Source organism: Sodalis endosymbiont of Henestaris halophilus, from assembly GCF_900161835.1.
In the GTDB taxonomy this organism is placed as follows: domain Bacteria; phylum Pseudomonadota; class Gammaproteobacteria; order Enterobacterales; family Enterobacteriaceae.
Genome location: NZ_LT897836.1, coordinates 1,459,040 through 1,485,684 on the forward strand (window position 1 = coordinate 1,459,040; position 26,645 = coordinate 1,485,684).

General features: G+C 33.6%; 9 protein-coding genes. 5 read left to right on the top strand and 4 right to left on the bottom strand.

What is annotated here, in order from left to right:
* Positions 1-1,272 precede the first annotated feature (1,272 nt).
* The 4 genes from upp to priC (HBA_RS03095) form a co-directional block, all read right to left on the bottom strand.
* Positions 1,273-1,899, bottom strand: a complete 627-nt coding sequence (upp, locus tag HBA_RS03085) for a uracil phosphoribosyltransferase (protein ID WP_097032541.1) — start codon at positions 1,897-1,899, stop codon at positions 1,273-1,275.
* Positions 1,900-4,355: 2,456 nt separating this feature from the next.
* Positions 4,356-4,508 (bottom strand): hypothetical protein, encoded by a 153-nt coding sequence (locus HBA_RS03530; protein WP_157774260.1) that lies wholly within the window; start codon positions 4,506-4,508, stop codon positions 4,356-4,358.
* 6,018 nt (positions 4,509-10,526) lie between these two features.
* A complete protein-coding gene (priC, locus tag HBA_RS03090; RefSeq protein ID WP_097032542.1) occupies positions 10,527-10,862 on the bottom strand; it encodes a primosomal replication protein PriC in 336 nt (111 codons plus the stop codon).
* A complete protein-coding gene (gene priC, locus HBA_RS03095; protein WP_097032543.1) occupies positions 10,805-11,002 on the bottom strand; it encodes a primosomal replication protein PriC in 198 nt (65 codons plus the stop codon). Before priC (HBA_RS03095) ends, priC (HBA_RS03090) begins: the two co-directional genes overlap by 58 nt.
* A 350-nt stretch (positions 11,003-11,352) precedes the next feature.
* Here priC (HBA_RS03095) and apt point away from each other — a divergent pair, with 350 nt between their 5' ends.
* The 5 genes from apt (at position 11,353) to adk (ending at position 17,942) form a co-directional block, all read left to right on the top strand.
* Positions 11,353-11,904, top strand: a complete 552-nt coding sequence (gene apt / locus HBA_RS03100) for an adenine phosphoribosyltransferase (RefSeq protein WP_097032544.1) — start codon at positions 11,353-11,355, stop codon at positions 11,902-11,904.
* Positions 11,905-11,981: 77 nt separating this feature from the next.
* Positions 11,982-13,763 (top strand): DNA polymerase III subunit gamma/tau, encoded by a 1,782-nt coding sequence (dnaX, locus tag HBA_RS03105; protein ID WP_097032545.1) that lies wholly within the window; start codon positions 11,982-11,984, stop codon positions 13,761-13,763.
* Positions 13,764-13,773: 10 nt separating this feature from the next.
* Positions 13,774-13,974 carry a hypothetical protein gene (locus HBA_RS03110; protein WP_097032546.1) on the top strand — a complete coding sequence of 67 codons (201 nt, stop codon included), beginning with the start codon at positions 13,774-13,776 and terminating at the stop codon, positions 13,972-13,974.
* Between the two features lie 50 nt (positions 13,975-14,024).
* On the top strand, positions 14,025-14,204 hold the full coding sequence (locus tag HBA_RS03535; RefSeq protein ID WP_457920943.1) for a DNA polymerase III subunit gamma/tau C-terminal domain-containing protein: 180 nt from the start codon (positions 14,025-14,027) through the stop codon (positions 14,202-14,204).
* A 3,093-nt stretch (positions 14,205-17,297) separates the two neighbouring features.
* Positions 17,298-17,942 carry an adenylate kinase gene (gene adk, locus HBA_RS03120; protein WP_097032548.1) on the top strand — a complete coding sequence of 215 codons (645 nt, stop codon included), beginning with the start codon at positions 17,298-17,300 and terminating at the stop codon, positions 17,940-17,942.
* The last annotated feature ends 8,703 nt before the right edge of the window (positions 17,943-26,645 follow it).

Genomic DNA, 26,645 nt, shown 5'->3' on the forward strand with positions numbered 1-26,645 from the left:
TATTGTTTAGAGTTGCATGTAAGTCATACTCTAAAAAACAGAAAGCAGCATTTTCCACAATGACAGCAAATATTATTTAGTTATCATCAAACTGGACATAAGCTAGTACAGCTTTGTCGACATTATTATTTGTCACGTCAACTCTTGCGTATAACCATGTGATCTTATTAAAATAACTACTTTGACAGACTGGAGGAAGTAGTGTATCTCTATTTATTATACTCACTAATAGGTGAGACGCTATTGCACAGATTACATACTACTTTGCTGCTAAAATAGTCAGAAATACAATTTTTGATTATCATGAAGTTCATTAGAGCTTAAAAAAAACCTGCAACACACATACTCGACCAGGGTGTAATTTAACGGTGGGAGAGTAAAACATCCTTTTATATTAATCGAACGCTATAACAATTATGTTGTTGTAGCAGCTAGACAACATTGGTAAGGTTATCGTTTAGAGATGCGTGTGTACGGATTAGTAGAAATTTAAGCCTTGGTTATTGAAATAATGTCATCAACTATACGAAACTTGTAAGCACAAGGCAATATGATAATTATCAATATATACACAACATCAGAAAAAAGATAGAATATTACAATTATGCTAATCGAAAATGGTGATATAGTACCGTAATTTAATTTACTAAATAAGGATTGTAATCAATCAGTTATTACTGACTTTTAGTGACAACAAACATTAATTAACTTTATTTTATCTCAAAAGGTTGACACCATGTTGTACCATACAAGTGTACAATTACACCAAAATATGTAGAAACTTAATGGATAGGATAGAAGTACTAAAAGTAGTACTAAGAAAACGAAGAAGTTATCTGGATTATAAAAAAGGAATAGGAATTTATATCGATCTAGTTTCTTTTTACCCCTTGCGATAAGGTAAATAAGAAGAATCATGCAACGCAATCTATACCTATCCTAATACCGCTCATAGCAGAGCGATACTAAAAGTATCATCGTGGTAATAAAATTTAAAGCCAAAACCAAAATAAACGGGTATCCTACTTTTCGTAAAAAAACAAAAAAAGTTACAGCAAACTTTTAATACCGTTAAAACAAAAGGTTGACCTTGTTTGATTTAGAATCAAATAAACACCCAACTCCTGACGTTACATATGAGTAACAGATGTTGCATTATTAACAGGATAGTTTTAAACAGTGGATAAGGTTTGATACCTTGATGGTGCGGTAATTGATATAGATTTTCCTCAAACTGCACAGTTAAAAACCTACTTATTTGCCAATTTAAGATTATTTGGTACCAAATATTTTATCACCTGCATCACCTAGGCCAGGAATAATATAACCTTTTTCGTTCAGTCCGTTATCTATAGCCGCAGTGTAAAGTTCTATATCTGGATGCGTTTTTTTAAGCGCAGCTATACCCTCGGGCGCCGCCACGAGAACTAATACCTTGATACAGCGGCAGCCGGCTTTTTTCAAGAGATCGATAGTTGCTATCATTGATCCTCCGGTCGCTAACATCGGATCTACTACTAGTGCCATACGTTCTTCGATACTCGATACTAACTTATGAAAATAAGACACTGGTGCTAGTGTTGTTTTCTCACGGTAGACGCCAACCACGCTAATACGCGCGCTAGGTAGATTTTCAAGTACTCCATCCATCATTCCTAGGCCGGCGCGGAGAATAGGTACAACGGTGATTTTTTTCCCTTTAATTTGATCAATTTCAACCGTTCCACACCAACCTCTAATGGTTACAGTTTCTATTTCCATATCGGCAATAGCTACATAGGTCAACAGACTTCCTACCTCCGATGCCAATTCGCGAAAGCGTTTTGTACTGATATCATGGGCGCGCATTAACCCTAACTTGTGTTTTACTAGAGGATGTTTAACTTCAACGATCTTCATGTTGTCTCTCTCCTGCTCTTAGGGTGCTTAATAGTCAAAAAACGCATGTTGTTAACTACTTTCTCGCGGCATCATGAATATTTAACTGTTTAGGATCAAAGCTTATATGTAATTTATTGCAGTCAACAAAAACTTCGACGCGAATGCAATAGCTCTAGCAACCAATTATCTAAGTTGTTAAAATTGACAGTAATTTACTTTAAGTAAAGGGTTGTACTCCATGTATATTCTGCAATAACCAACAAAAACTATTTCGTTTACAAAAACACAAGTTTAGATATCTATGTTGACATGAATGGGTGGACTGAATAAAAGGCGCTGTTAAACAAAACAAACACCCAAAAATTATCGGCAGTCAGGTTATTTTGGTGCACTGGTTATTATACGGGCGAAAATATAGTAAACTAATTTTTGTTTCAAGCAGCAACAGTGCCAAGCCAAAATTACGTCTAGCTATAAATTTAAGAAGTTACGATACTTTCGGCACGATTTAGTGGCCATAGACATCAACGAACTAGTGGTTCAGAGCGACGAACAAATGTTTTCCTCTATAAATACTATGGCTACCTGCGTTTACTAACATGTCTAAGGACATATGCAGGAAAATATGATAACGCCGACGGGTGGTAGCAAACTTACAGGCTGGTAATACGCTGATAACAGCGTTGCACATCTACATTAACGCATGACTTTTCCGTATCGATGATAAAACCATAAACAGGCAGTAGTGCATTTAATATACGGTCATTTCTGTAAAATTATTCCACAAATTCAGAGAGATGATACCCAGATAGAGTTTAATGAAACAGTTAACAATATTCGTATAATTATTTTACTGACGAGCAGTAACTAAGCAATGTTAGTTAGCATGAAATTATAAAGTATTTTTAACGACAGTAGCATAGTTATAGACGTATCTACGATAACACTATTCAGGCACTAGTAATTCCCACAAATCTGGGATTGACGCCTAAAGTAGTGTTTGGCAAAATTTATCTCAGTTATAGTGTGCACCAGGTAATTATTTACTTATAAAAAACCTTGTTATACCGATTTTAGTGAAAGAAATAAACTGATAGGCGCTCCTATAAATTTTACTAGCGGTTAAATCTAAACATCGCAGTTATCAGTAATTGCGGCGCAATTCATGGATGCTTATATCTAAGCTACAATCGCTTAACTAATGTAGTTTTTGGGTATCAAGCGTTTAGTGTAACTCTTTAAACCCTTATCGGCAGGGACATCCACTATCGTCGCGTTGTCCAAGAGTATTAAGATTATGTAAGCATCTTTTATCGTTGGTACCGGCTAAATGCACGATATGTATCCCATTGCTTCTAATAACATGTTACATTAGATCAAATAACCATCGCTAGAGTGTTTAGCTCTATACCTAAATGCAAAAGCATGACACTTTTCTTGCATGTAATTTGTTACCACGAACTAGATAGAAACTAGATATTTTATAAGCACCGATGCAGATCTCTGTGAAAGACGATAAAAAGCAATACATGCCATGTTATTAGTTGAACAGCCATTAGTTGTTGACCGGGGAGCGTTATAGCTTCTCGCCTAGTAAGTACGGAAGCGGAACCCCTTGCTTGCTTATCAGAGTTACACGGCATACTAAGTTACTGTCAGACAAAAATCTTGTTCTGAACTTATATTTTATAAGTGCGCTTGACGAACACTATGTATGCATGCGCTTGCGATAATATTATCCGCGCCCAACGGGCTTAGTATGTAAATAAAGCATGTATCATCGACGTTGGCTTATTTGACAAATTTTAGTAGTACTACTAAAACTAAGCGTTAGCTTACTACACAGCTTAGCGAAACTTTTCTCCAGCTAAACAAGCTAGTACGTATTTTCGCGTTCTGAAATAATTCAATATAAGCATTGTAGTAGCTAACTAGTTAGTTAATATAGGATAAAACATCCTCGGTTCCGCAATATTTACTTGCAGAACTTGAAATTCTATCCGTGCACCATGATCCACATGCAGCACTAGTAACTGTTGTCAGCAACAGCTCACTAAGCATCCCCATGCGTCAGCAACTTTGACTCATTTATCTACTCAGAGTACACGTCATAACCAACATTTTTTCTGTTGAACATATCTATCAGATAGTTAGTAGAACTAACGATCAGATTTTAAAGACTTTATTTAGGGAAATATTTTACGTCTATAGTTGGTATAGAGTATTCTTTTTCCAGGTACATAAAGGCTTTCTCCACCGCTTTCGTCCCGGCAAATAAAGACTGGGCCTATTTGCCAAATGTCAACTACACGCGATAGAAAATAGATTCGCGAGCTATATAGCTAATCTAATTTATTTAAGAATGTTACAATGTAACAATCCTATTGGAGGGATAGTGAAACGCAACCATATAAGATATTTCATAACCTAACGTGCTTCTTTAGAAGCACTAAGTTTATTTTTCATTTACTAGGTCATTTTAACTGCTCATTAATCAGGCATTTTTTAATATCGTCATGCTTTTTATCAAATCCATTACAGATAAGTGCTTTTGACATCATGCAGACAGCATCTAGGAATTGCTGTAGCATCATCATCGATTGATGCTTGTAATTAGTAAGTGTCATTCTTTATCATTTTCATGTAAATAACACACTAAAATTTATTTAGTGTAAATAACACAGCAGTTTTTTTACAAGAAATCTTATTTTTTAAGAGGTAGTTTCACGGTTAAGATCTTGCATTTTCTTTTACTCTTTTGGGATCACCGTTTTCCGCGTGATAAGAGCTACATAAGTTGCTTTATCTACCGCTGTACCTTTCAGGAATCAAGGCGCTGACAGCAATAATATTAGGTAATGTTATGAAAATAAATGTTTATTGCAAGGAAAAGAGAACGATAAAAATCATATTTATAATAATTTTTAGGTTTATCACTCGCATTTGTATCTTGGTAAAACACTTTAGTATGAGAACATCAGACGTAAAACTTGTTGATTCACCCCCCCCTGAAACGAGTAATTAAAACAATTGACTCGTTATAAAGTAATGTAACTTTAACGATCATAACTGTTTTACCTTTAAGTAATTAGTTCTTATTAGCATTATATTTGCTATCTAGTTTTTTAATTTTTATTTAAAGGCGACAACTATCCTGATTTAGGATCTATTAGATTAGTCCGATAACTATACTATAGTACGAGGAAAAGATTAAAGTTGATTGGATTGATATATCTAAAGTTACCGTGCGGCTTTTATCAATAGCTAAAGGTATTGCTGTATAATACGTATGCGATGTTCTCTATACATTTAAAGATATTAAATTATAGATAAGTCTATGACTTGCATCTTAACGAGCGCGCTTCATAAGCGATAGTTGATTTGATCTTAAACCAAACGTTTTTGGTCGTGGTACCGTAAAAACTACTTAGTGATAAAGATGGTTAAATAGAGAATATCATCATAATTTTTATTTGCTATGTTATGCTATTGTAGCTTAACATAAGAATATATTATGTATTACTCGTACAATAAACCTTACAAAAAACGCAAAGCATATAATTTATGGCTGGAAAATCTGCCTGAGTTAAAGGAGAGCCACTATAAAAAACGGCCATTACATTGATGATAACCTTTGCCTAAAACAGTACTTTTCTCAAGATCTATCTTATAGGTATTTTACCGAAGTCGTGGAAGATCAGCAAAATAATAACGATAAAAAAGAAAATAGTCAACAGTATGGAAATAACTATCCCGAAGATAACAACGATACCTCCTTGTATTTTGCAAGCTTAAGTCAGTACTACTACTGATCAATATGAGTAGCATTCTGGGAGGAGAAAAATTAGTAAATTCATTAGAATTAGAGGTAAAAACGTACCGCTTTTAATAAGGTTTATTCTATCGTACATTTACATTTTCTTGCATAAGATTATTAATCTACTTCAGTATTAATACAACATTTTAGTATTCTATTTTGGGTTAGTATTTCTATGATCGTGAGCACAGAACATCTATAGAAAAGAAAATTAATCGCTAAGATTATTTTATATACGCAAAGTAGCGAAGAGCAAAGTTCCCCTTTCAGAGAAACTTACCAAAATAGCCTAGAACAACGAAATACCCCTTTTCAAACAAGCATAAGTACGTAGAACACAGATAATACTTAATATCGCATACAAAAATGGAGTCTAGTTGCTGATAAACTGTCCTTGATAAAGGATTCCAGTTTTTGATAATTTATACATCATCAATATCATTGTTCTACTGAAACGGTTATCAGAATCAGCTTTCCTCTGGATTTACCTTGACGGCAAGTTGTTATCAATGAGCTCAACAAAATGAATAGTATTACTTGCGCGAAATAGTGCTATCATATACGAAAATAATTTGATTACTAAATTAGTCATACACAGTTTTTCACTGTATTACAGTATCTAAAGATAATTAGTTATAATATAGATGAGTGAGTAGTAACCTACTATGCTTAATGAAGTTATTGAAATGACTAACGCAAAGCCACACGAAGAGCTGTTAATCTTTAACAAAGATCCCTTCTCTTTCTATACTTTTCACAAAGACTTTCTATTTAATCGAAATCTAGTTTATACTTAGGTGTCTTATATAGACAATCAGTCCAAACACACCCCCACATATCAAGATGTTACGCTGCTATGTCCAAGAACTAATTTCTCGCCACAATCAGTTATGCCTGATCTAAACTTCATGCGTCAGTGCAAAACCGAGACCGTATAATAACTACTGTATAAAAATCACTCGCAAGTTATAAACCAGCAAAGGTACCTAAGTTTTATTAACGTCCGACGAAACAAAAGTTGTTGACAATGAATATTAACCTAAAATTATATGTTTCGTTGCTTAAATAATACTAAGTCACTTCATATATTATCTCATGAATGTATTCCTGAGTAACACCGAAGGCAGAAAATCAATTACTAGGAAAGAATCTCTGTTTTTTATCTGACAAAATAATGTAAAAGATAAATAAAAATGACACTATATTTATTAATAATAAACAGATATATTAATAAATAGAATCTATATTTGTTTAATATGTGGTCTATATTGAGCAGTTTTGCTTAAACTTTTAGGATTGGCTAAAAGCCAATAATATATTATAGTTATCGCTTTTTGATATCGTAGACAAAATTACGTACAGTGATGAGATCAAAATTAGGCCATAATCATTGATAGAATTTTGCAACACGTCGGGTAATTAAAGCAATAATGGTAACAGGTACTGATTGAGGAGTCGTAGAAAGGCCGTCGTACAAACACGAAAGATAAGACATACCAACAGCGCAAACATCTACTAAGGTACTATCGGCATAGCCCATTTATTTCTAAGTTACTTCAATTAAATTTAGTTCTTAATTGGGCAATCACTCGATCAGTTTTTTTACCATAAAGATCACTACATATACCCAAAAGAATGATGGCACACGAGTACATAAACATGATGATAGTCATTGACTATATAGCTTAATTAATGCCTCAATAATGGCAAATATTCCTCCTAGCAGGAATATTTGCCACGCTTATTGTCAAGATAAACATCTTGCTCGTAAATTCCGCAATAATAAACACATTACTAAAAACACTAAAATAATAATATCCAGTTAAAATGTACCACCTGGGTGAAGAGAACTATTTATGAGCGGCGTGGTCTCGTAAGGTAGAACTTGTTTCTAGTCCCGCAGTGATATTAGTCTAAATCGCGACAACTTAGTGTTTACCGAGTTTGTGATATTCAGCTCGCATTGGTACCAAGAAAGAGTTTAAACACCCAGATTATGATAGCTGATTGACCATTGATGTAGACGATAAAATCGTAACTTTAATCTCTGATCTCAATAATAACCACATCCTTAAACTACACTAAAAATCCATAAGGATTGATTTTCAACTAATTTTCCGTACCTCTAGACGGAGTTTTAGTAAATTATGCATGATGATTAAGGCATTAATTTTTCTTACCCATTCATAGCTAACTAGCTACTCGTCTAACCGCTAGTAATATAGTTATTTTAGACTTATAGAACTCTGATGACATAAATTAATATTAGCTAAAATTATTGCACTTATTGGAACCTAACTAGGTACGTGTCGCGTATTCGTTACTAACCAATTGAACTTTATATCATTACTGTAGCTTATGGTTTTCTTGATTATAGAAAACAACATAGACAATAACAGCTTATTAAAGCATATTGTTATGATCATCTAATCAAATAGATGATTTTCATTTAAGGATAAGAACGCTAGATTACTGCACTTGTACATCTTATTACTAAAATTATTGGAGTAACAAAGAACATAGCGAATTGCAATTTTTTACACATGCAATTGAGCAAAATATATAGTTTAAAACCAGATTGAACAGTTTGATTAATTTAGTGGCCATGCTTAATAAAGCATTTTCAAAAGTTATATACAAACATTATTATACATTAGATGGCCTATGCTGTTCATATTCCTCTGATACATTTATCTCTGAGTCACACTATCTTGACAACCTTGTTGTATATATACCGAGGTGGTTACGTTAATACAGATCCAACAACAGACGAGATTATAGCCGGATCTTTGTCTTATAAGTAGTTTGATTATCTCAAATGTACCACAAATATAATTATATTAACATCCACTAAGGAAAATACAAAGCTATCGGTAACGTATTTAAATAATACGGGTTACCCATTTCCTGTTAAGACTTTTGAGAAATGCACGGCTAATTTTATTCTTGTTCGGTTATCTCATTCGAGAATGATTAAATCTTCTTATCGCAGATAGCTTGTAACACTGTGATCTGACGGATTGCACTTTTATTTATCTGTTAACTACCACCGGTATCATGCACGTCGTTACTATTTATTTAAATACTACTCTAATACTTTGTTGAGGCAACGATAATGCATTGTATCAAATTTTTATTTATTTTAGCGGCAATAAGCATATTTGACAACTGCATATTAGTCTGAGAGACAATATCGCGCGGTATAATGAAACCGATAATTACATTATATCGTTCACATAGGCAAACGCTAAAATATTTATTGGCGTGGATTAGCAGTGATTTCTATCAGAAATGCTGCCGTTACTTTACTGGCGTGTAATTTCAATATACTTTTCCAGCTTTATTGACGAAACAGCATAAAGACATTGCTTCAATCAGTAACATCAACATACATTAAGTATAACTACTAAGCGGTTATCGTAAAGATAAAAACGAATGTATACCAAAATTGGTACTGACGGTTTTCAGCATTGTTTACACAAACTAATCGTTTTGCGTTCAATTGCTTTTGAAGCTGTTTGAGACGAACTGATAGATAACTAGATTAATCTATTAGAAACCACATCTGCAGTAACTATCGCTGCACTCAACTAAAGTGAGTACTAGGATAATCCTATAGTTTATATATACAGACTTACTTTACCAGAAAATTGAAGGGTGCAAGTTTATATATAGATGGTAACAGAAAGAGATAATTTATTAACAAAACATCACTTGGGAGCCTGCACTAATTACCTATTTATGATTTTATTTATTATCATAGTCTACTATAAGTAAATTACAGGAGGTCATCTGAACAAACGTTAGATATAAGAGTCTTATTTATTACTTATAAATACAACGTTAAATTACTGTTTTAATAATAAAGCAATTATAAATACTAAGAGCAGTAACGTATTATATTGTTTGTAATTCTATATTGTATGTGTTCTTTACATGTATACATCTAAAAAATCATTCAAAATAGCATTATATGAATAAGAACTCAATTACATATTTAATAAATATTTTAATATACATAGGATACTGTAATTAAATCCTGTAATTCAATGGCGTCACGTACTTGATCAGGGTAAATATAGTAAAATTTATTAATTTTTAATAAATAAAATTGGTTATTTCACGAAACACTTTATATAGTGATAATAAGATCAATGATGATAAATATCTCATAAGATACAATATTTAAATAATCTATTTCTTGACACTAACAGCTTCACTTACCTTTGGTATAATTAAATAGAATTATAATTTGCCTTAATGTAAATTCGTGGGTAAAATGTAATTATACTAGTGATTACGATTGCAATTTTAATAAACATTTAATACGGCGTGTAACCCCATTTATACACATATGGAACAGAAAAAACTGACAATAGTATGCGCTATTGTGGTGCCGTAAATAGTACTGCGCATTGCTCTATATAGCCTTATAAATTGATTGTTTATGCTTTAGCATATCTTTGATTAGCTAAAGGAATTGCACATCTTCTGTATGGTAATCACCATATGCATAAGTTGCCTTGAGGTCAAAATAACGTGCTTCTAAAATTGTATAAAGTTGTTTATAAACAATAACTTTAAACGTTTACCCCACTTCATTCACTGTGAGCAAATAATCATCCGGACAATCTACAGAGTAAACAGCACCAACTCCGATGTTAGTTTTTATCTTTCTTAATAGAAAGAGACCGTCATCTTAATTTTAGCGGCAAATTTTCGTATTACATATTTTCTTGAACAACTCAAATTATATACCCAACAAGTATAAATAACATTAAGTTATATTAAACGTATTTAATAAGCAGAATTACATAAATAAATCTTATTAAAGCGCATATTTTTCTTGTTCAATATCCTTGCGTAACTTTATTTTGTATTCAAGACGAACCAGCGCCTGCCGACAACGTTGCAGACGACTTGTCAGCGCAGCTATTTCCTTTTGCAACTGCTTGATGTAGACAAGATCGTCCACAGCATCGTGTAAACTATAACGATCACGGATCATTGCCAGCAACCGACGTTTATAGCCATAATACTCAGCCAGACGAGCGTAAATATTCTCCATAACTGTAGCAGGAAGAGTTTGACGTAAATTGTGAGTAGCTAGTTCACAGAGGATAAAGAAGCCAACATTTGATCGGTTAATCTCTGGGCAAGCCATGCCACGAGCTTGATAAGGTTCCCCTGCTTTTTCACTACTTGGGTCAAATGCACAAGCGTTATGCGGCTCTCAGAGAGGTAATTTATAAGCTGATTGCAATTAGTTCTAAACAGAAGATGATAGAAGCGGGATTGATGCACTACAGGGTCTACCTAGGCTTCAATGCATGAAGCTTAATCTTTAAGGCGATGGCCAAGAGAGGTAATTAATTGAGATTTGTGTAAGCTATTTAACTATAATGCAAAATATCAAAATCAACTTATATAAAACATATCATGTTTTTACTATACCATCGTATTAATGCGAGGGGGCAACAACGCATGGTACATAATGTCAATTATTGCAAAATTACTAGCGCGGTTGCATTACTAGAAATTGCGTTTTTACGCAACTTTGCATAGAGTTAAACGCGTTCATGCGCGGTTAATCTTATTTAGATATAACAGGAACCACGTTAATAATGAATTAAGGCTTTTCAGGCACACTCCCTATGACTGCTACAGAACAACAATTAGTATTAATCAAACAAAGCATTAAGTTAGTTAAGGACTATCCAAAACCTGGTATTCTGTTTCGCGATGTTACTAGCTTACTCGCAAATCCACATGCCTATGCCGCCAGCATCGCATTACTAACCAGCCGTCATCGTGATGACGACCTTACTAAAATCGTCGGTGCAGAAGCACGAGGTTTTTTGTTCGGCGCACCGGTCGCTTTGGCGCTGGGACTCGGTTTTGTTCCAGTGCGTAAATCTGGTAAACTGCCAAGAACAACCATCAGCGAAAAATACGTGCTTGAATACGGTACCGATAGTTTAGAAATTCACAAAGATGCCATCATTCCCGGCGATAAAGTACTCGTGGTGGACGATCTACTTGCTACCGGGGGTACAATCGGTGCCACGGTAAAACTGATCAGGCGGCTCGGCGGAGATGTGCAAAATGCAGCGTTTGTTATTAGTCTGGCAGACCATGGCGGTGAAACTTTTCTTAACAGTATCGGCGTAGAAAGTTACAGTCTAGTACTATTTCATGGTTACTAAATCACAAACACCTCGCGTAGCAGAATACGGATATGTTAACATGACGGCTTCAATTACTCTAAAATCAGTTTTTGATCATGAGCTATGAAGTTTTAGCCCGTAAGTGGCGTCCGCAAACATTTGCCGATGTAGTAGGTCAGGAGCATATTCTAAAGGCGCTGGCAAACGGTTTATCATTAGGTAGGATTCATCATGCATATTTATTATCAGGCACTAGAGGTGTGGGTAAAACAACTATCGCCCGTCTTCTAGCAAAAGCGCTAGACTGTGATACCGGCATAACCGCTAAACCATGCGGCGAATGCGATAATTGTCGCGAAATAGAGCAAGGCCGCTTCGTTGATTTAATTGAAATCGATGCTGCATCACGTACTAAAGTTGAAGACACCCGCGAACTACTAAATAACATACAGTACGCACCGTCTCGCGGACGATTTAAAGTGTATCTAATTGATGAAGTACACATGCTGTCTCGCCACAGCTTCAACGCGCTGCTAAAAACACTAGAAGAACCGCCAGAGCATGTAAAATTTTTGCTAGCCACTACTGATCCACAGAAACTACCGGTAACAATCCTTTCACGCTGCTTACAATTTCATCTAAAAGCGCTTAACATTGAACAAATTTACGGCCAGCTATCGCTGATATTGCAGCAAGAGCGTATTGCCACCGAACCACGCGGGCTGCAACTGCTTGCTCGCGCCGCAGACGGCAGCATGCGCGACGCCCTTAGTCTAACAGATCAAGCAATCGCTATGGGACATGGGGAGGTCAGCGCTGAAGTAGTAAGCATGATGTTAGGCACGCTAAATACCGAGCAGCCGCTGTCGCTTATAGAAGCGTTAGCCACCGCCGACGGCCGCGCGATGATGGCGCAACTTGCGCAATACGCCGCGAGCGGTATGGATTGGGAAAGTCTACTTCTTGAAATGCTCTCTTTACTTCACCATCTCGCGATGGGGCAATTATTACCTGACCAATTAAACAATGAAGAAGATCCTATTATAGTGCTGCGTTTGCGAGAATTAACTCGTATCCTGACCCCGGATAATTTGCAGCTGTATTACCAAATATTGCTTATAGGGCGCAAGGAGCTCTCTTTTGCACCAACCCCCCGAATGGGGGTTGAAATGACCTTGCTGCGTGCGTTAGCATTTCATCCCCTCGCAGAGGAAGCAAAAGTTATTCCAGCTAACAAGGAAAAAAAAACGGCTGAATTTAACGATATTGCCAGTGACTGTATCTTTTTAAATGACGAATATATTATATCAGGTGGTAGCGCTACAGGAGGATGCAAAACATCGCATAACAACACTGATTTCTCACCTCTCATTAAGGACCGACCTGGGGTAGTAACCGAAGACTCCTTTTTAACAAGATCTGAAATAGTACATAATCCCTATAGAGGGGGTGACCATGTTACCAAAGAATCGTCAGCTACGCCTCCTATCCCTAAACAGACGAAATCCGTGTCTGAACAAGCTGCTTATACTAATCATATCACTGGGAATAATTATTATCCGTTTGAAATCTTAACACAAAATGCAAGTACTCGTAATGATATTAAACTAGACACACCAGCACATCAACTAGTCCCCTGTGATTTTTCGGCGTCACAATCGTTGACGCAGGGACATACATCTTTTCTGCCAGGCGATAACTTATTGCCTGACATGACCGTACAGCTCTTGCAGGATCGCACCGCCTTACTTCTACAGAAGAAAAACCAACAAACTAAAAAAAATCAATCCGCGCAAAGACGCCAGAAAACAGTTATAAGTGCGCTGGCTAGACTGGCAGCCTTGGGAAAACAGGCAAAGGAGCGCGTCCACCAGACGGTGGACAGAAAAAACTGGTGAACAATACCCCTTGGAAACGAAAGCTTACCGCTGGCGTGATAACAGCCAGCAACATGAAGCTGATCTCATGCCTGTAAATATCTCGCAAGCTCTGCGCACAACATTTACTCATGAAGAAACATCGAATATTAAATTGTACATAGAGGAATATGCGTTGGAATACGATGCCTGGGCAGAAACAAGTGAATCGGCTGAAAGTGCCTACAACTAGTACAGCAGCTTGCGCTAAACTACTGGAAAGAAGATTTAGTACCAAGAAAGATCTGTTTACACCTGCGTGGCTCCAAACATCATCTAAATTCAATTACGGCACAAAGCACTCTGCGCAGAGCTTTGCGTATAGATTTAGGGACGTCAGTTGAATTAACTGTAACGGAAGATGATAATTTAGCGATAAAACACCCATGGAATGGCATCAAACCATTTATAAAGAGAAGTTAATGCGGACACACGGGAAGTGCTTATAACCGATTCGAAGATTCAAATGCTGCAGAATTTTTTTTGACGCTGAGTGGGATGAAGATAGTATCCGATCAGTATAATTCACCATAATGCGACAAGATATTGCCAGTGGCAACTAAATGCCAATAAAAGATGCGGGAGAAGAAGATGTTTAGTAAAAATAGAATGATAAATTTTAATGCAGCAAGACCCATAAATATAGGAAAAATGCAGCGGATGCAAGAATAGTTCGTACAACTAGAGGTAATAAATAGTAAATCAAACTTTAGTCTGGTCAAAATTAAAGTTAAGGTCAATGATACATATAATTGCTATCGTGTAGAAGCCAGTTCTAATTTGCTGAAAACTTGATCGGATCAGCGCATAGTTTGCTCTATTTACTGCTACGCAATTGTAGTGATAAAATGCGCTATAGCAAATGCTGAACCCGCACAATACCACAACCGAACACTACACGAATTACTATGCAACTTTACTGAATAAGTGACGACGTAAATTGAGACGCATACCAAAAAAATAAAATAATAGTTCCAAATAAATCTTGGTTTGATAAAACCTAATAAATATTAGCACTACCGCGAGCGGCGATGCCTATCGGCTGTAACAAAGAATATAAAATATATATACATGTATCTTATCTACTTTAATAGATAATATGACACAAGGAAAACTATAGTAAAATATACATATACAACTAAATACATTGTACTACTAAATGCAAGTAATTTAGTATATATATTCAGAACCGAAATCAAAAATACGAGTTAAATATCTACGTACTGAACATATTCATCATTAATGTTATAGAATGAGAGATATTAAAATATATTCACTTTGTGAAGTAATTAATTGATTACAATGATCTGTTACTGAAATTATCGCGCAAAATCGTGCAGCTCAATTAGCTCATACTATGTACAATCTAAAAACAACTGTAATCAAATTTGATATGTAGATCTTGGAAAATCAGTAAAAACTGATAACTTAATTTATCAATCATTTTGGCAAGTTTTTGTGCTAAAAAAGTTACGAACAAAGAGTTTTTCAATGAAAAGGATAAGCTAACCCATTGCATTTTACATAGAAACACAGAAATAACCAGACACAAATCTTCTTAACAGAAGAGTAAATTGAGTACATGAAGAATGCACTATATTATCCTCCCCCAAAAGCTATGTCGCTCCATCTGTAGTTGATACCTAAGAAAGCATCAACATGTACCTACTCTCATCTCGTATTATTGACAAATAAATAATTAACTATCTGATATGACTTGACAGTCAAGTTAATAAGCCAGCGATGTATAAACTAGCAAACAGTAAAAAGAAAAGAATTATGAGTTCAAAAAGCACTTAAATACTTTTACTTAGCGTGTGACAAGCTTACCTTATATAAGTATACTAACAAAAAATGGTCACACGCGGCCACTAGCTCATAAGTTAGGGTTAAGCAATTAATATTTGAAATATTTTATATTTATAAGTAATTTAATTAAGAAAAGCATTTATTGCTACATTAAGACTCAAAACAACCAAACAAGAACTCGAACAACTTTACATGTTTACAAAAGTCAGCTCTAAATATATAAAACGTCAGCCGTTTGGTTATCCGTATACATGTCTAATCGCTCGCTTCAACCGAGGAAAAATCTCCGCAAAATTTGCTATTCATTTCCTAAACAGGTTGAAGATATAGTTATCAAGCAAAATACTTTTAAAGTGTAAAACAATATGTTAAAAATAGGTTGTTCTTGATATAAAATTTACTCAACAGTTCGCGTTAATAGATGCGCTTAAAGCGCAATACCTAAGACCATCGTTACACCAAAATTTTGATGTTTACAACAATGCCGTATTATTAATAATAAAATATTAAGAGTTAGCAACCTAATGCCATTATTAGCAGATGTTTGGTTGTTAACTCAAAGACACAAACTCGCAGGCAAAGCAAACGTTGGAAAGCCAGATATTCTCGACTGTCGATTCTTATAGACATAGCCTCTTTTGATCTGGAACCACATTACTGACATCTGGACGAGTAAGTTCTGGAATTATCTTAAGGTGATGTTGAATTTGCTTGTCCGTAAACTTAGTAAACTGAATGATGTCGTTCTAACCTGACTGAACCCTAACCGTTAAAGCTTTTAGATGGTTAGGGAACGCGTGGTTAAACTTCTCATTTAAACTTCCACAATAGCCACACACTAATAACTCCTTTATACTAGCCGTAAAAATTGATAGGCACTGTGTGAGGCCAAGAATAATGCAAAATATTAATCTACGACATCACTGCCGCATTCACAGTTAAATAACGTCTCTCTTCAGAAAATTAGAAATAAAATAGATGTGATACGCTACAAGCATATAAAACAATATTTTATTAAGCAGTTAACCTTAAGGGAAGGATATGAATTAGCTACTAACAAGCGTATTTAAACACTGCACGTAACTAATCCACTAGCGTTTGTCACCACTAACTTAAATTCCACAAATGTGCAAATAGGCAAACCATTTACTCTAGAATCATTGTAGCGCCGAAAATTAAATATATTTAACACTTACTTTGTAATACCCGCTAATAAAAGGTACTGCCTATATAGCTAATGACCTTGCATCGACAGATAAGTAGAGTTGTTGCTAAATTAGCAGTTACTTAAACAAGATATATATAAGGAACTTCATCAGTTAATCGACCATATAAACACTTATCTATGCAAGGTCTTCCTATTGTGTAGTGCCATGCTCGGTTTGTGACTGCGTTCTCTTAGAATTTTGCACGTAGAGCGCACTTTAATCAAGCCTCCTACATTCATCAACGGGAAATTTTTTCGTCATCTGGCAATAAACCTTTTTCCCTATAATAGGGTATTTTGGCATCGCTAGAACGATTTTGCTTTGTAATTAAATACACTTATTTCATGTGGTTTTTTAAGGAAACCCAAAAGTTAAGAAAATATCTTATATTGAAAATAATAGCTTAAAAAATACATGAAAATACGTACTAGTAGTTACGTGGATTGTTGTGTTTTTTATATTTTATAATATTATTGAATTAGCAAAGGGGATTAACGCAATGCAGATTATTCTACTTGGTGCTCCTGGAGCTGGTAAGGGCACTCAAGCACGATTTATTACAGAGAAATATAGTATCCTGCAGATATCCACCGGAGATATGCTACGTGCTGAGGTTAAAACACAATCCGAATCTGGCAAGCAAGCCAAAGCACTTATGGATGATGGTCAGCTAATAACCGATGAAATGGTTATAGCTTTAGTCAAAAAACGCATCAAACAAGATGATTGTCGTAATGGTTTTTTACTAGATGGGTTCCCTCGTACCATGCCCCAAGCACATGCTATGAAAGAAGCGGGTATCCTAGTGGATTATGTGCTGGAGTTTGCGGTGCCGGATGAACTTATCATTGACCGTATCGTCGGTCGTCTAGTGCACGCGTCTTCAGGACGAATTTATCACATGAAGTTTAATCCACCCATTAATGAGGGTGTAGATGACTTAACCGGCGAACTATTGACTACCCGCCAGGATGATCAGGAGAAAACCATACGCAAACGTTTGGTAGAGTACCATAAACAAACTATACCTTTAATAGATTATTACCGTAAAGAAGCAAATGCCGGTCATACTCGTTATTTTACTATTGACGGCACTCGCCAAGTTAACGAGATTAGAGCCAAACTGACAACTATACTCGGCTAATTCATCTACTATATTATTCTATATTATTTTTGTATAACTAATCGACTAATTAACATAAAATTAAGACAAAATTAATAGACCTTACTTACTACAAGTCACTATTTATCGGCCAATGGGTGAGAGAAAAAGTGGACATTACATCCAGAAACATTCATGAGTAAACCTTAGCTCTCTTAGTTTTTTGTTGACATCGCGTCTTTAGAAGATTTTTCTAAAAATCGATTATACTTTTGTATTCTCTCCCCTGTGGGCAGTTGACACTGCTAGTTGCATTTCTTTAAATAACACAAATGCAATTAATAATAAATTATTACTACAATACCGCCTTCGACAGCATGTATTAACTTTTATAAATTTATACTATTGTAACTAGCGACGAGAATCCATAAGAAACCGGTAATGAGTTCAGAAATACGGAATACTAATGATAGATCTTACTACACTAAAATTTTTATTCCATATGGAGCGCTATTTAGCCAAATTTTCAACGATAAACAATGGTAGTGCATAGCGTGCATTTTACTATAAATGCTGTACGATGCTATGTATGTTATCATGTCTATTAAATATGGCTAAAATGTATCAAAACATTAAGAATGCATGAACCGATAAACTTGTAGAATAGCGTGCAAGCGCTACTTATTGTAATCAATAAATTGCCAATTTATAATTCTATTGCCATATACGTAATATTATAATGTTACTGCTAGAACAGAGGCTCAATTTGGGACGCGGTAGCATGTATACAACTTAAAAAGGCTAACGCCGTACTGTATCAATAAGATTTGACCAAAAATTCTTAGTCACTTTCCATACAAGCATAACACGATAAATCCTTACCGAAGATAAGGGTAATATAGAGTGTTTAATTAATCTAATTTCGATGCAATTACCTAAATAATTAAACATATCGAGATAAAACTATAGAATAGTTAAATTTATGCTGGAAAGCATAAATATGCTATATATTACGTCGCTGAAAGGCAATATAAATTATTTAAAGATGCTACTTTAACTTATTACGGCGGGTTAATAACAATCATTGCCGCATACTTGCTGACACTTTTCTCTAATATAAGCGCCAGTGCATATTTGTAGCGCACACTAAACAAAGCGGTAGAATGCAAAACTATTTACTTTAGTTCCTGTATGAGCAGAGCAATCATACTTTGGCAATTTCTCGCCTTTGATCAACTACCTACGTTGCTCCACGCTGGTGATGTAATCACCCTTATCATAGTGCTCACGCACTATAATCTTTAAATCGTATTAATGTTAGCGAGCCAGAGCGCCACAACCCTAGCCTAAAAAACTATTGAGAATAAGTCACTAAAAATTAGCGGGCTGTATCTAGTCGCGTTAGTTTTATAATCTCAGCGCGCACAGCATTTCCTAATACCGCATTGTACCCTAATCACGTAGAACATTCACACGAGAGCGGGTATGCTCTCCACTACCATCGGGCATACCCACCTGCACAGCAGATTTACTCCGATCATAATTCCGACAAGGCCATAAACTACGAACAAGACGTATGGATCACTTATCAAAAAGGTAAAGGAGCCTTGTGCTCCTTTTTGGGTTCGATAACATCTCTTTTATTAGCATAACTCGTTAGTTAACCCTTTAACAGAGCGAATATCAAAGGATTAATCATTATTGATAGAATCGTGCCAATCAGTACTAAATGATGTCTTTGTTCGTAAAGTATACTAAGCATGATTCCTAGACCGGCTAAAATAAACACGAATTATCCAATTTAAACCATTCTTATTACGGCAATAATCAAGGTAGTTCGTTGTGTCCCGCCGAACAACTTGACTACCACGAGAGCTGCAACTTATTTCCCAGTAAAATAATAGCCATAGTTACCATCATTACCAGCGGATCACACAGCAAAATAGTGGAGTCAAACAGCATACCTACGAAGACAAACAATAGCATGGTAATGCGTCACGTAACGACATTGTCTAGTATGCGATTTAATGGCTGAATTCAAATTTATTTAACACCTGCGCTAGCAAAAGCGCAGAAAGTAAAAAGATCTCGAAGAGCTCGACCGCACCGAAATCAATACTCAGTACTAATGCAAGTACAGCAGTGATGAACAAATCACAGTATTCGGCACTAACACACTATTTGCTAATACCAACGACAACAGAATGGTAACTTAATACGATCATCATCGTGATACAAGTAACCTACTTTAACGATATTGAATATTACAGCTAGAGACAACGTTTAGCGATGCTAGCATTCTGGGTACGAGATGTTATAGCAGACAGCTGATAATAATACCAGCTTTAGCACTATAATCAAATTTTTGACGATAAGCTAGCCAATGGCAATTGGAACGCAGCTATCTATCAATAAAACTTATTGTTCTTACAAAGAGCGTAGTAGCACTAAAGTGTTTGTGATAGATAGACGTAAACCAAAATACCAGGACATTGAGCAATGTTTAGCTCATAACGCAGGAAACAAGCCATCCTAATAAACATCACTACCGCAATTTGAGCGACGGCACCCAGAATGGCGATGTGTTTAATCGCAATGAAATCTTTAAGGAGAAATGTAGACTGAAGTCAAACATTATAAAATCCCCCAGCTCTGTTAGCTTAATAGTTAACTAGGGGGCAACTAATCCGTGGGGGACGACTAACACACACTGGTAGTAAATATATACGACTAGAAGATAGATACGCAATTAATCTAATTATTTTCCAGAAAAATGCAAGGATAATCCTTCATACAATGATATTAATAAGAGGCGTCTCCTGATGCATCAAAACTTTTCTGTTATCAGTTAATTTAAAATATTTCGTATTAAGTTTACGGTGTCTTGCATAAGAAGACACGTTATTTACGTAAAATAAATAAATAAGATTAAAGTAAAAGATGCTAACCAGCCACTACATAGGTACCCAACGGCATTTGTTGTAACAAAATTTTTAGTAATGATTAATTACTTATCAAGTAGTTATAAATTTGTAACTGAAAGTAAAAAGAAATGATTCGCAACCGGGTGATAACGTCAAGACTGGCTAGCGGTGGGGCAGAAGAAGTGCGTTACGGCTGAATTTACGACGGCAAAGCCTGTCCTTGTGCACGTGCAAATAGCAGATGCAAAATAAATGATCAGAGTACTTTTTTATAATCATGGTTAACTCCATAACATAATAGCTACATTAAACTTTAAAAGAATCTTGATAGCCACCATTTATGTACCATAATCCAATGATCATACGGTCTTATCTAGCACTAGATATTAATGTTAGTATATTGCTAAAGCTCATCAGCATCACACATCGGTACTCCAGAATTCTGATACATCCACTCGGCAGCAATAAAAACATGGAAATAGCTAGGATAAGTATGTAGCGAAGATTTCTGCGGAAAGAGAAAAAATTATAAATGTTTTAATACCAACCAGTGTTATAGGCAAAAGCGTTGTGCTTTAGATACACAATCCAAGGTCAGCACTAATCAACACGATGACTACCATAACGGGGCATAAACACCTATTATATCTCTATTCAGCCAAATGATTATACATGGCGCATAGATTACTGCTTTTACTTCTGTAGTATTTGCTATATTATTCTGTCTAGCGCGTGGTCTACTTACTCATGCTTAGTTTAAATAAATAACAAGCTATCTGTATCTGCCGCGGCGGCGATTATATTGTAACTTGAACGCATCGGTCAGCATAAAACCACTTTAAGCCAGATATCGCCCGAAAAATATTGCGTCCTATTAATTGTTAAGCAGCACAGGCTCCGATGTCCTAGGCGTGTAGCTTACATACCAAGACTATCTGTGATAGTGCGGAGTTAAGTATAACCAAACTGATAATTATATTTTTTCTTGCTGCAAAGCGTAAATTACGAACCATAACAGTCAGCGTTAGAAAGATCACCGATAACCAGTCAAGGTGTGATAAGATATAAATCTCAACTTTCCATTCTGGAATTTAATAACTATAGCCATCAACATAATTAACGTGTAGTGTGCAAATAACAACACTAATGCTGTTAATAACTCGTTAATAATATACGTGCTTAAAAGCAATTATTTTAATTATCTTTAAATTTGCAATTGCATCACGTCAAAACACAAGGTATAAACAACGTACTAAGTATCATATCGATTTACATAAATAAAATATAAATTTACTAAAATTTATTTAAATATATCTATGCATAGCGTATAAAAAAATCTGCATCGTTGTGATAATTAAATAAACAAAATATCATAGATACTTAATTTATTATATGCATGTATTACTAGCAGCACGTCTGCGTTTGAAACAAAATAGTGAGCTAACAATTATCACATTTTAATACATCGGCATTATCTTGAAATGCAATAGTAGCTTTGTTAATTGACAATACATTAATATTAAAACTCTTTTATATTCATAAATAATAGTAAAAGCATGTCAGTTGATTATGATGTGCAAAATATTTTTGTGTTTAATTTTCTCTGCAGAATTTTTTCTCTACAATTGACAATAAGTCATGCTTAATTATTTTAATTTAACAAAATATTTCTGTAGTATATAAAATATATGTGCTAAGCATGCTTAGGTAACTTTGTTTTATAAAACAAAATGCGTAATATTAGTCGTGTTTAAAATTTATATATATTAACATAAATGTTATAGAATATTTATTCTGGTTTTTAAACTGCTAACGATCGATTTAAAAAATCACTAATTTATCAACGATAAATATAATATCCATGAAAACGACTCCTTTAACTAATTTATGCATTAAATATCTACCACTAACAGTTTATTAACCAAGATTAGGATGCGCTTATTAACTATTTCACTTTCAAAATTAAACGTCATTGATAGCTTTATCTAAGCTCGCAAAACTGTTATAAGATAAATTATAGGCAACTGATTACTAATCTAACGTTACATTATAAAGTTTTCGCAATTCAAAAAAATAGTTTGATAAACATCAAACTTAGTAGATAATTGCCTTACTGCGAACGGAAGTATATTTAAAATCATCTGTGCGCTATCATAAATTTTTACTTTAAAAACAACTAATTTCTAGAGATTAATAAAGCTTATCAAGCAAACATAACTAATGTCTTAAGGCTATATTAATATAGCGGTCAACGAATAAATCCAAGACCAACCTTAGGAGTATCCATAATTTATTAAGCGTATTTTATCTTCTAACCTTATTAAAGTAATAATAAGAGGAAATCACAACGTAAAAACATTAGTGATATGCTATACTACTAAATTTCTATCAAAAGTAAATACAGATATTAGGTATAAAGATATTATCTTATACTAAACGATTTTAAAAATGAAAGATAGTATATATACTATCTTTTTAAATATCACTTATTATTAATATCAAATACACTTCTTAAATATCAATGCATAAAGAAACATATAAAACTTATGGTATAAAATACTTAGAGTTGCATAAGACAAATAATTACTAGGCTTGATAATTAACATTAAATTATCATAAGTTGTGTACTTATATATAGGTCTTGCTCTATTTTAGTTTTGTCTTTTACTTATCAAATAATGTTTAATTAAATAAACCTATTTAATAATCTTAAGATGCATATCTTATAAATGTAATTTTATTGCTATAAATAAGCTGATATCATCTCTATCAGGTAGATAAAATTAACCGTTTTATCTTTAACGCTGATCAAACATATAATTGAATAAAATTTATCATATTTATGCTCAATTCTCAAGTGATCATTCATATCAAATATTTTACAATGAATATGAAATAAGGAATTAAAACAAAAGACACCACTCAAAATAAAACATTAGTTGTAAAATACTTTAGCCAACTAGGATCATAATCCAAAATCAACCAATATGAGTCACGATATTAATAACCACTGCAGTTTATTGATGACTTAATAATTTTGATAACATGCAGAAATATAATCATAGTCATACGTAGACGATAATAAATACTTACTTTTACAACATAATTTATTATTAAACCATGTTTATTAGAGAAAACGATGCAACTAAAATATTTATAAATCTATTTGCCTTCTTTATTTGTAGCAATTCTTCAATTTAAATACTATAGTAATAACATTTAGCAGTGTTATCTAAAACACCATCAAGAAATAGTATTTAGATATATCTATTCAAAAAAAACCATAGTATGAGATACTATCTAAGTTTATTTTTATTTAATGTAAAGACTACTAAAAAAGCTGATCGTGTCTCGCTTGATGCATTATGTTAGCACCGTGCTGTAACAGCATTTTGCGCAAGACAATACTTTATTAAAAGTAATAATATTCCGGATTTGTATATTACGTAATCATTTGATTACATAACTTATTTTACACTAGACTAATCAATCGACATATGTTTTTGCTGTAGTTATTAAAACCACATATTTATAGCTGCAATATATGCAGTACTAACTATAGAGTTTAGGCGGTTGCTAAATTTGTTAAAGATACCAAGATCAAAGTTTTATATCTTGAAGTACTATTAATTATCCTTACAGTAAAGCAAACGCCACTTTAGACATCAAATCTATCCTTACATAGTATCGAGGAACAACATTATCAATGGAACGCATAACGATTACAAAACATATACAACAAAATATTTCCTGAAAATGATCAGAGAACTTGTGTGTAAGTTTCTTTAAAAATAAGTTTTATTGCTTAGTTATAAAGCTGTCTGTTGACTATCTTGCCAGAAGTAAATAATCTATTATGCTAATAATTTATCTATGACTGATTTCAGTCATAAATTATCTCTGATAATATGCAGTTATTATAATCATATTCATGGTTAAATTTAAATTTAACCAACATACTTAATTACAATAATTTACTATTTATGTAAACTACACTTAGTCATAAGTAAGTGATGCATTACTTACTGTTAGGTTATTTGTTTTATTAATTACATCATTATATATTATGATGTGATCATACAATATTATTTATATAAATATCAATAAATATTTATATAAATAATGCTGTCATAAACATAACTACACGGGATATGCTAAACCCTACTATATATTTTACATACAAAACAAATTATTTAATATAATTAAATACCAAAATTGATAAATTACAACTATTTAACATACAAACAGGTCTTTTATTTAAAAAATTCAATTAAACAAAGAATTTACACACTTGTTAAGTGATATCATTAATTGCTTTATTAAAACAATTAAATTAATTCATGATTAAAATTTAAAATGATAAATTAATTAATAAACTTAGAATAAATTAAATAAAAGTTATTTCTAAATTAAAATACTTTTAACAAAATGTATCGATATTACGTTTTTAAACAAAATTTTGCATGCGATCTTTTGCAAAAAATAAAACATTTAATATTATAAATTACTAATTTTAATTTTATTAATAATTAAGCTGCGCTAAAAATTTAATCAGTTTAGCATACTAAAGTCAATCAAAACCTGCATAAATCAGAGGAGAAAGAAAACAATAAAATACATAAATAACTTAATTGTAATTTTAAGTATCGTAAATGTATTGATAACTATAAATTTGATGATATCTAGGTAATACTCTCAAGTAATTAATAAAATGCTTTTGTTAGCATTTATGTCGGTATACTTCTCAGCGCAAATAGCTAAACCAATAACCTAAATTGCTTAAATTAACTTAACAGCAAGGCTGATAAATGACGAGCCCTTAAACAGTGCTATAGTCACTTAGATCCCTGCTAATTTACTGACAAATATATTATTACTTACAATAAGTATTGTATTAAATATTGCTCAATAGTAACATTAAATTAATTAATGGGTAATCTTCTTAGTAGAAGAAGCGATCTTTCAGCTCCATGACATGATCATGATAATTTACAGCTAATATTGATAGTTATAGCATTTTTGCTTATGGGTATAATTACCAACTATAGTATTACTAAAATGCAATAACTAAGGTAAATTTAACTTTTATAATTTAATCAGCACTGCATAAAAATGCAGTCTTTTAATCTAAAATCACAAAGAAATATATTATTAATTTAGCGATACAAGCATCGATACTTTAAACGCATATATATGCTGCAAGTTATGTACTAGGTAATAAAACCATTTTGCTTCGATCAGAGAAAATTGTTATATCGTCGCAAACAACTAGTTTTACACTCTTAATTATGCTGCCATTATCTAGAGTAAATAGTCACCTTATATATCACTGGGTTATAGTAGCTTTTAACTCATTTTTATTATTCCACCTACGGTGTTTTAACAAAAACACATAGATATTTCTTGTCAAGATCTCTATTTTAACAGCAATTTTCTATTTTGCAATATCGATTTTATCTAACCTGCCCTTAAAATATCGTGAGTTTGAAAATTTATCTAATTTAAGTGCTGAACTTACGTAATAGCATACAATTCTTATTTATCATAAACTACAACAAAGAATATTGACTATTTATTTGACTTACGTGATCAGGAAACATTGATAATACAGCAGTTTTATCGGTAGTTATTCTCAAACTTCATTGATTAATTTTGACTAAAGGAAGATTGTAGCAGTCACATCATTAAAGCGAGTTTTGTTAACTTTATTAAAAGTATATTTATTAATTTTGTTTCAATATACTCCCTTACTGTTCTAAATAAGCTTAACGCAACTTGCGTTGCTATCTATTTTGTAAGCTTTATTGCAAATACACACATC

Coding starts and splice junctions, on each gene's coding strand:
- priC (WP_097032542.1), bottom strand. CDS start 10,862: ATGGCTTGCCCAGAGATTAACCGATCAAATGTTGGCTTCTTTATCCTC.
- HBA_RS03530 (WP_157774260.1), bottom strand. CDS start 4,508: ATGACACTTACTAATTACAAGCATCAATCGATGATGATGCTACAGCAA.
- upp (WP_097032541.1), bottom strand. CDS start 1,899: ATGAAGATCGTTGAAGTTAAACATCCTCTAGTAAAACACAAGTTAGGG.
- dnaX (WP_097032545.1), top strand. CDS start 11,982: ATGAGCTATGAAGTTTTAGCCCGTAAGTGGCGTCCGCAAACATTTGCC.
- apt (WP_097032544.1), top strand. CDS start 11,353: ATGACTGCTACAGAACAACAATTAGTATTAATCAAACAAAGCATTAAG.
- adk (WP_097032548.1), top strand. CDS start 17,298: ATGCAGATTATTCTACTTGGTGCTCCTGGAGCTGGTAAGGGCACTCAA.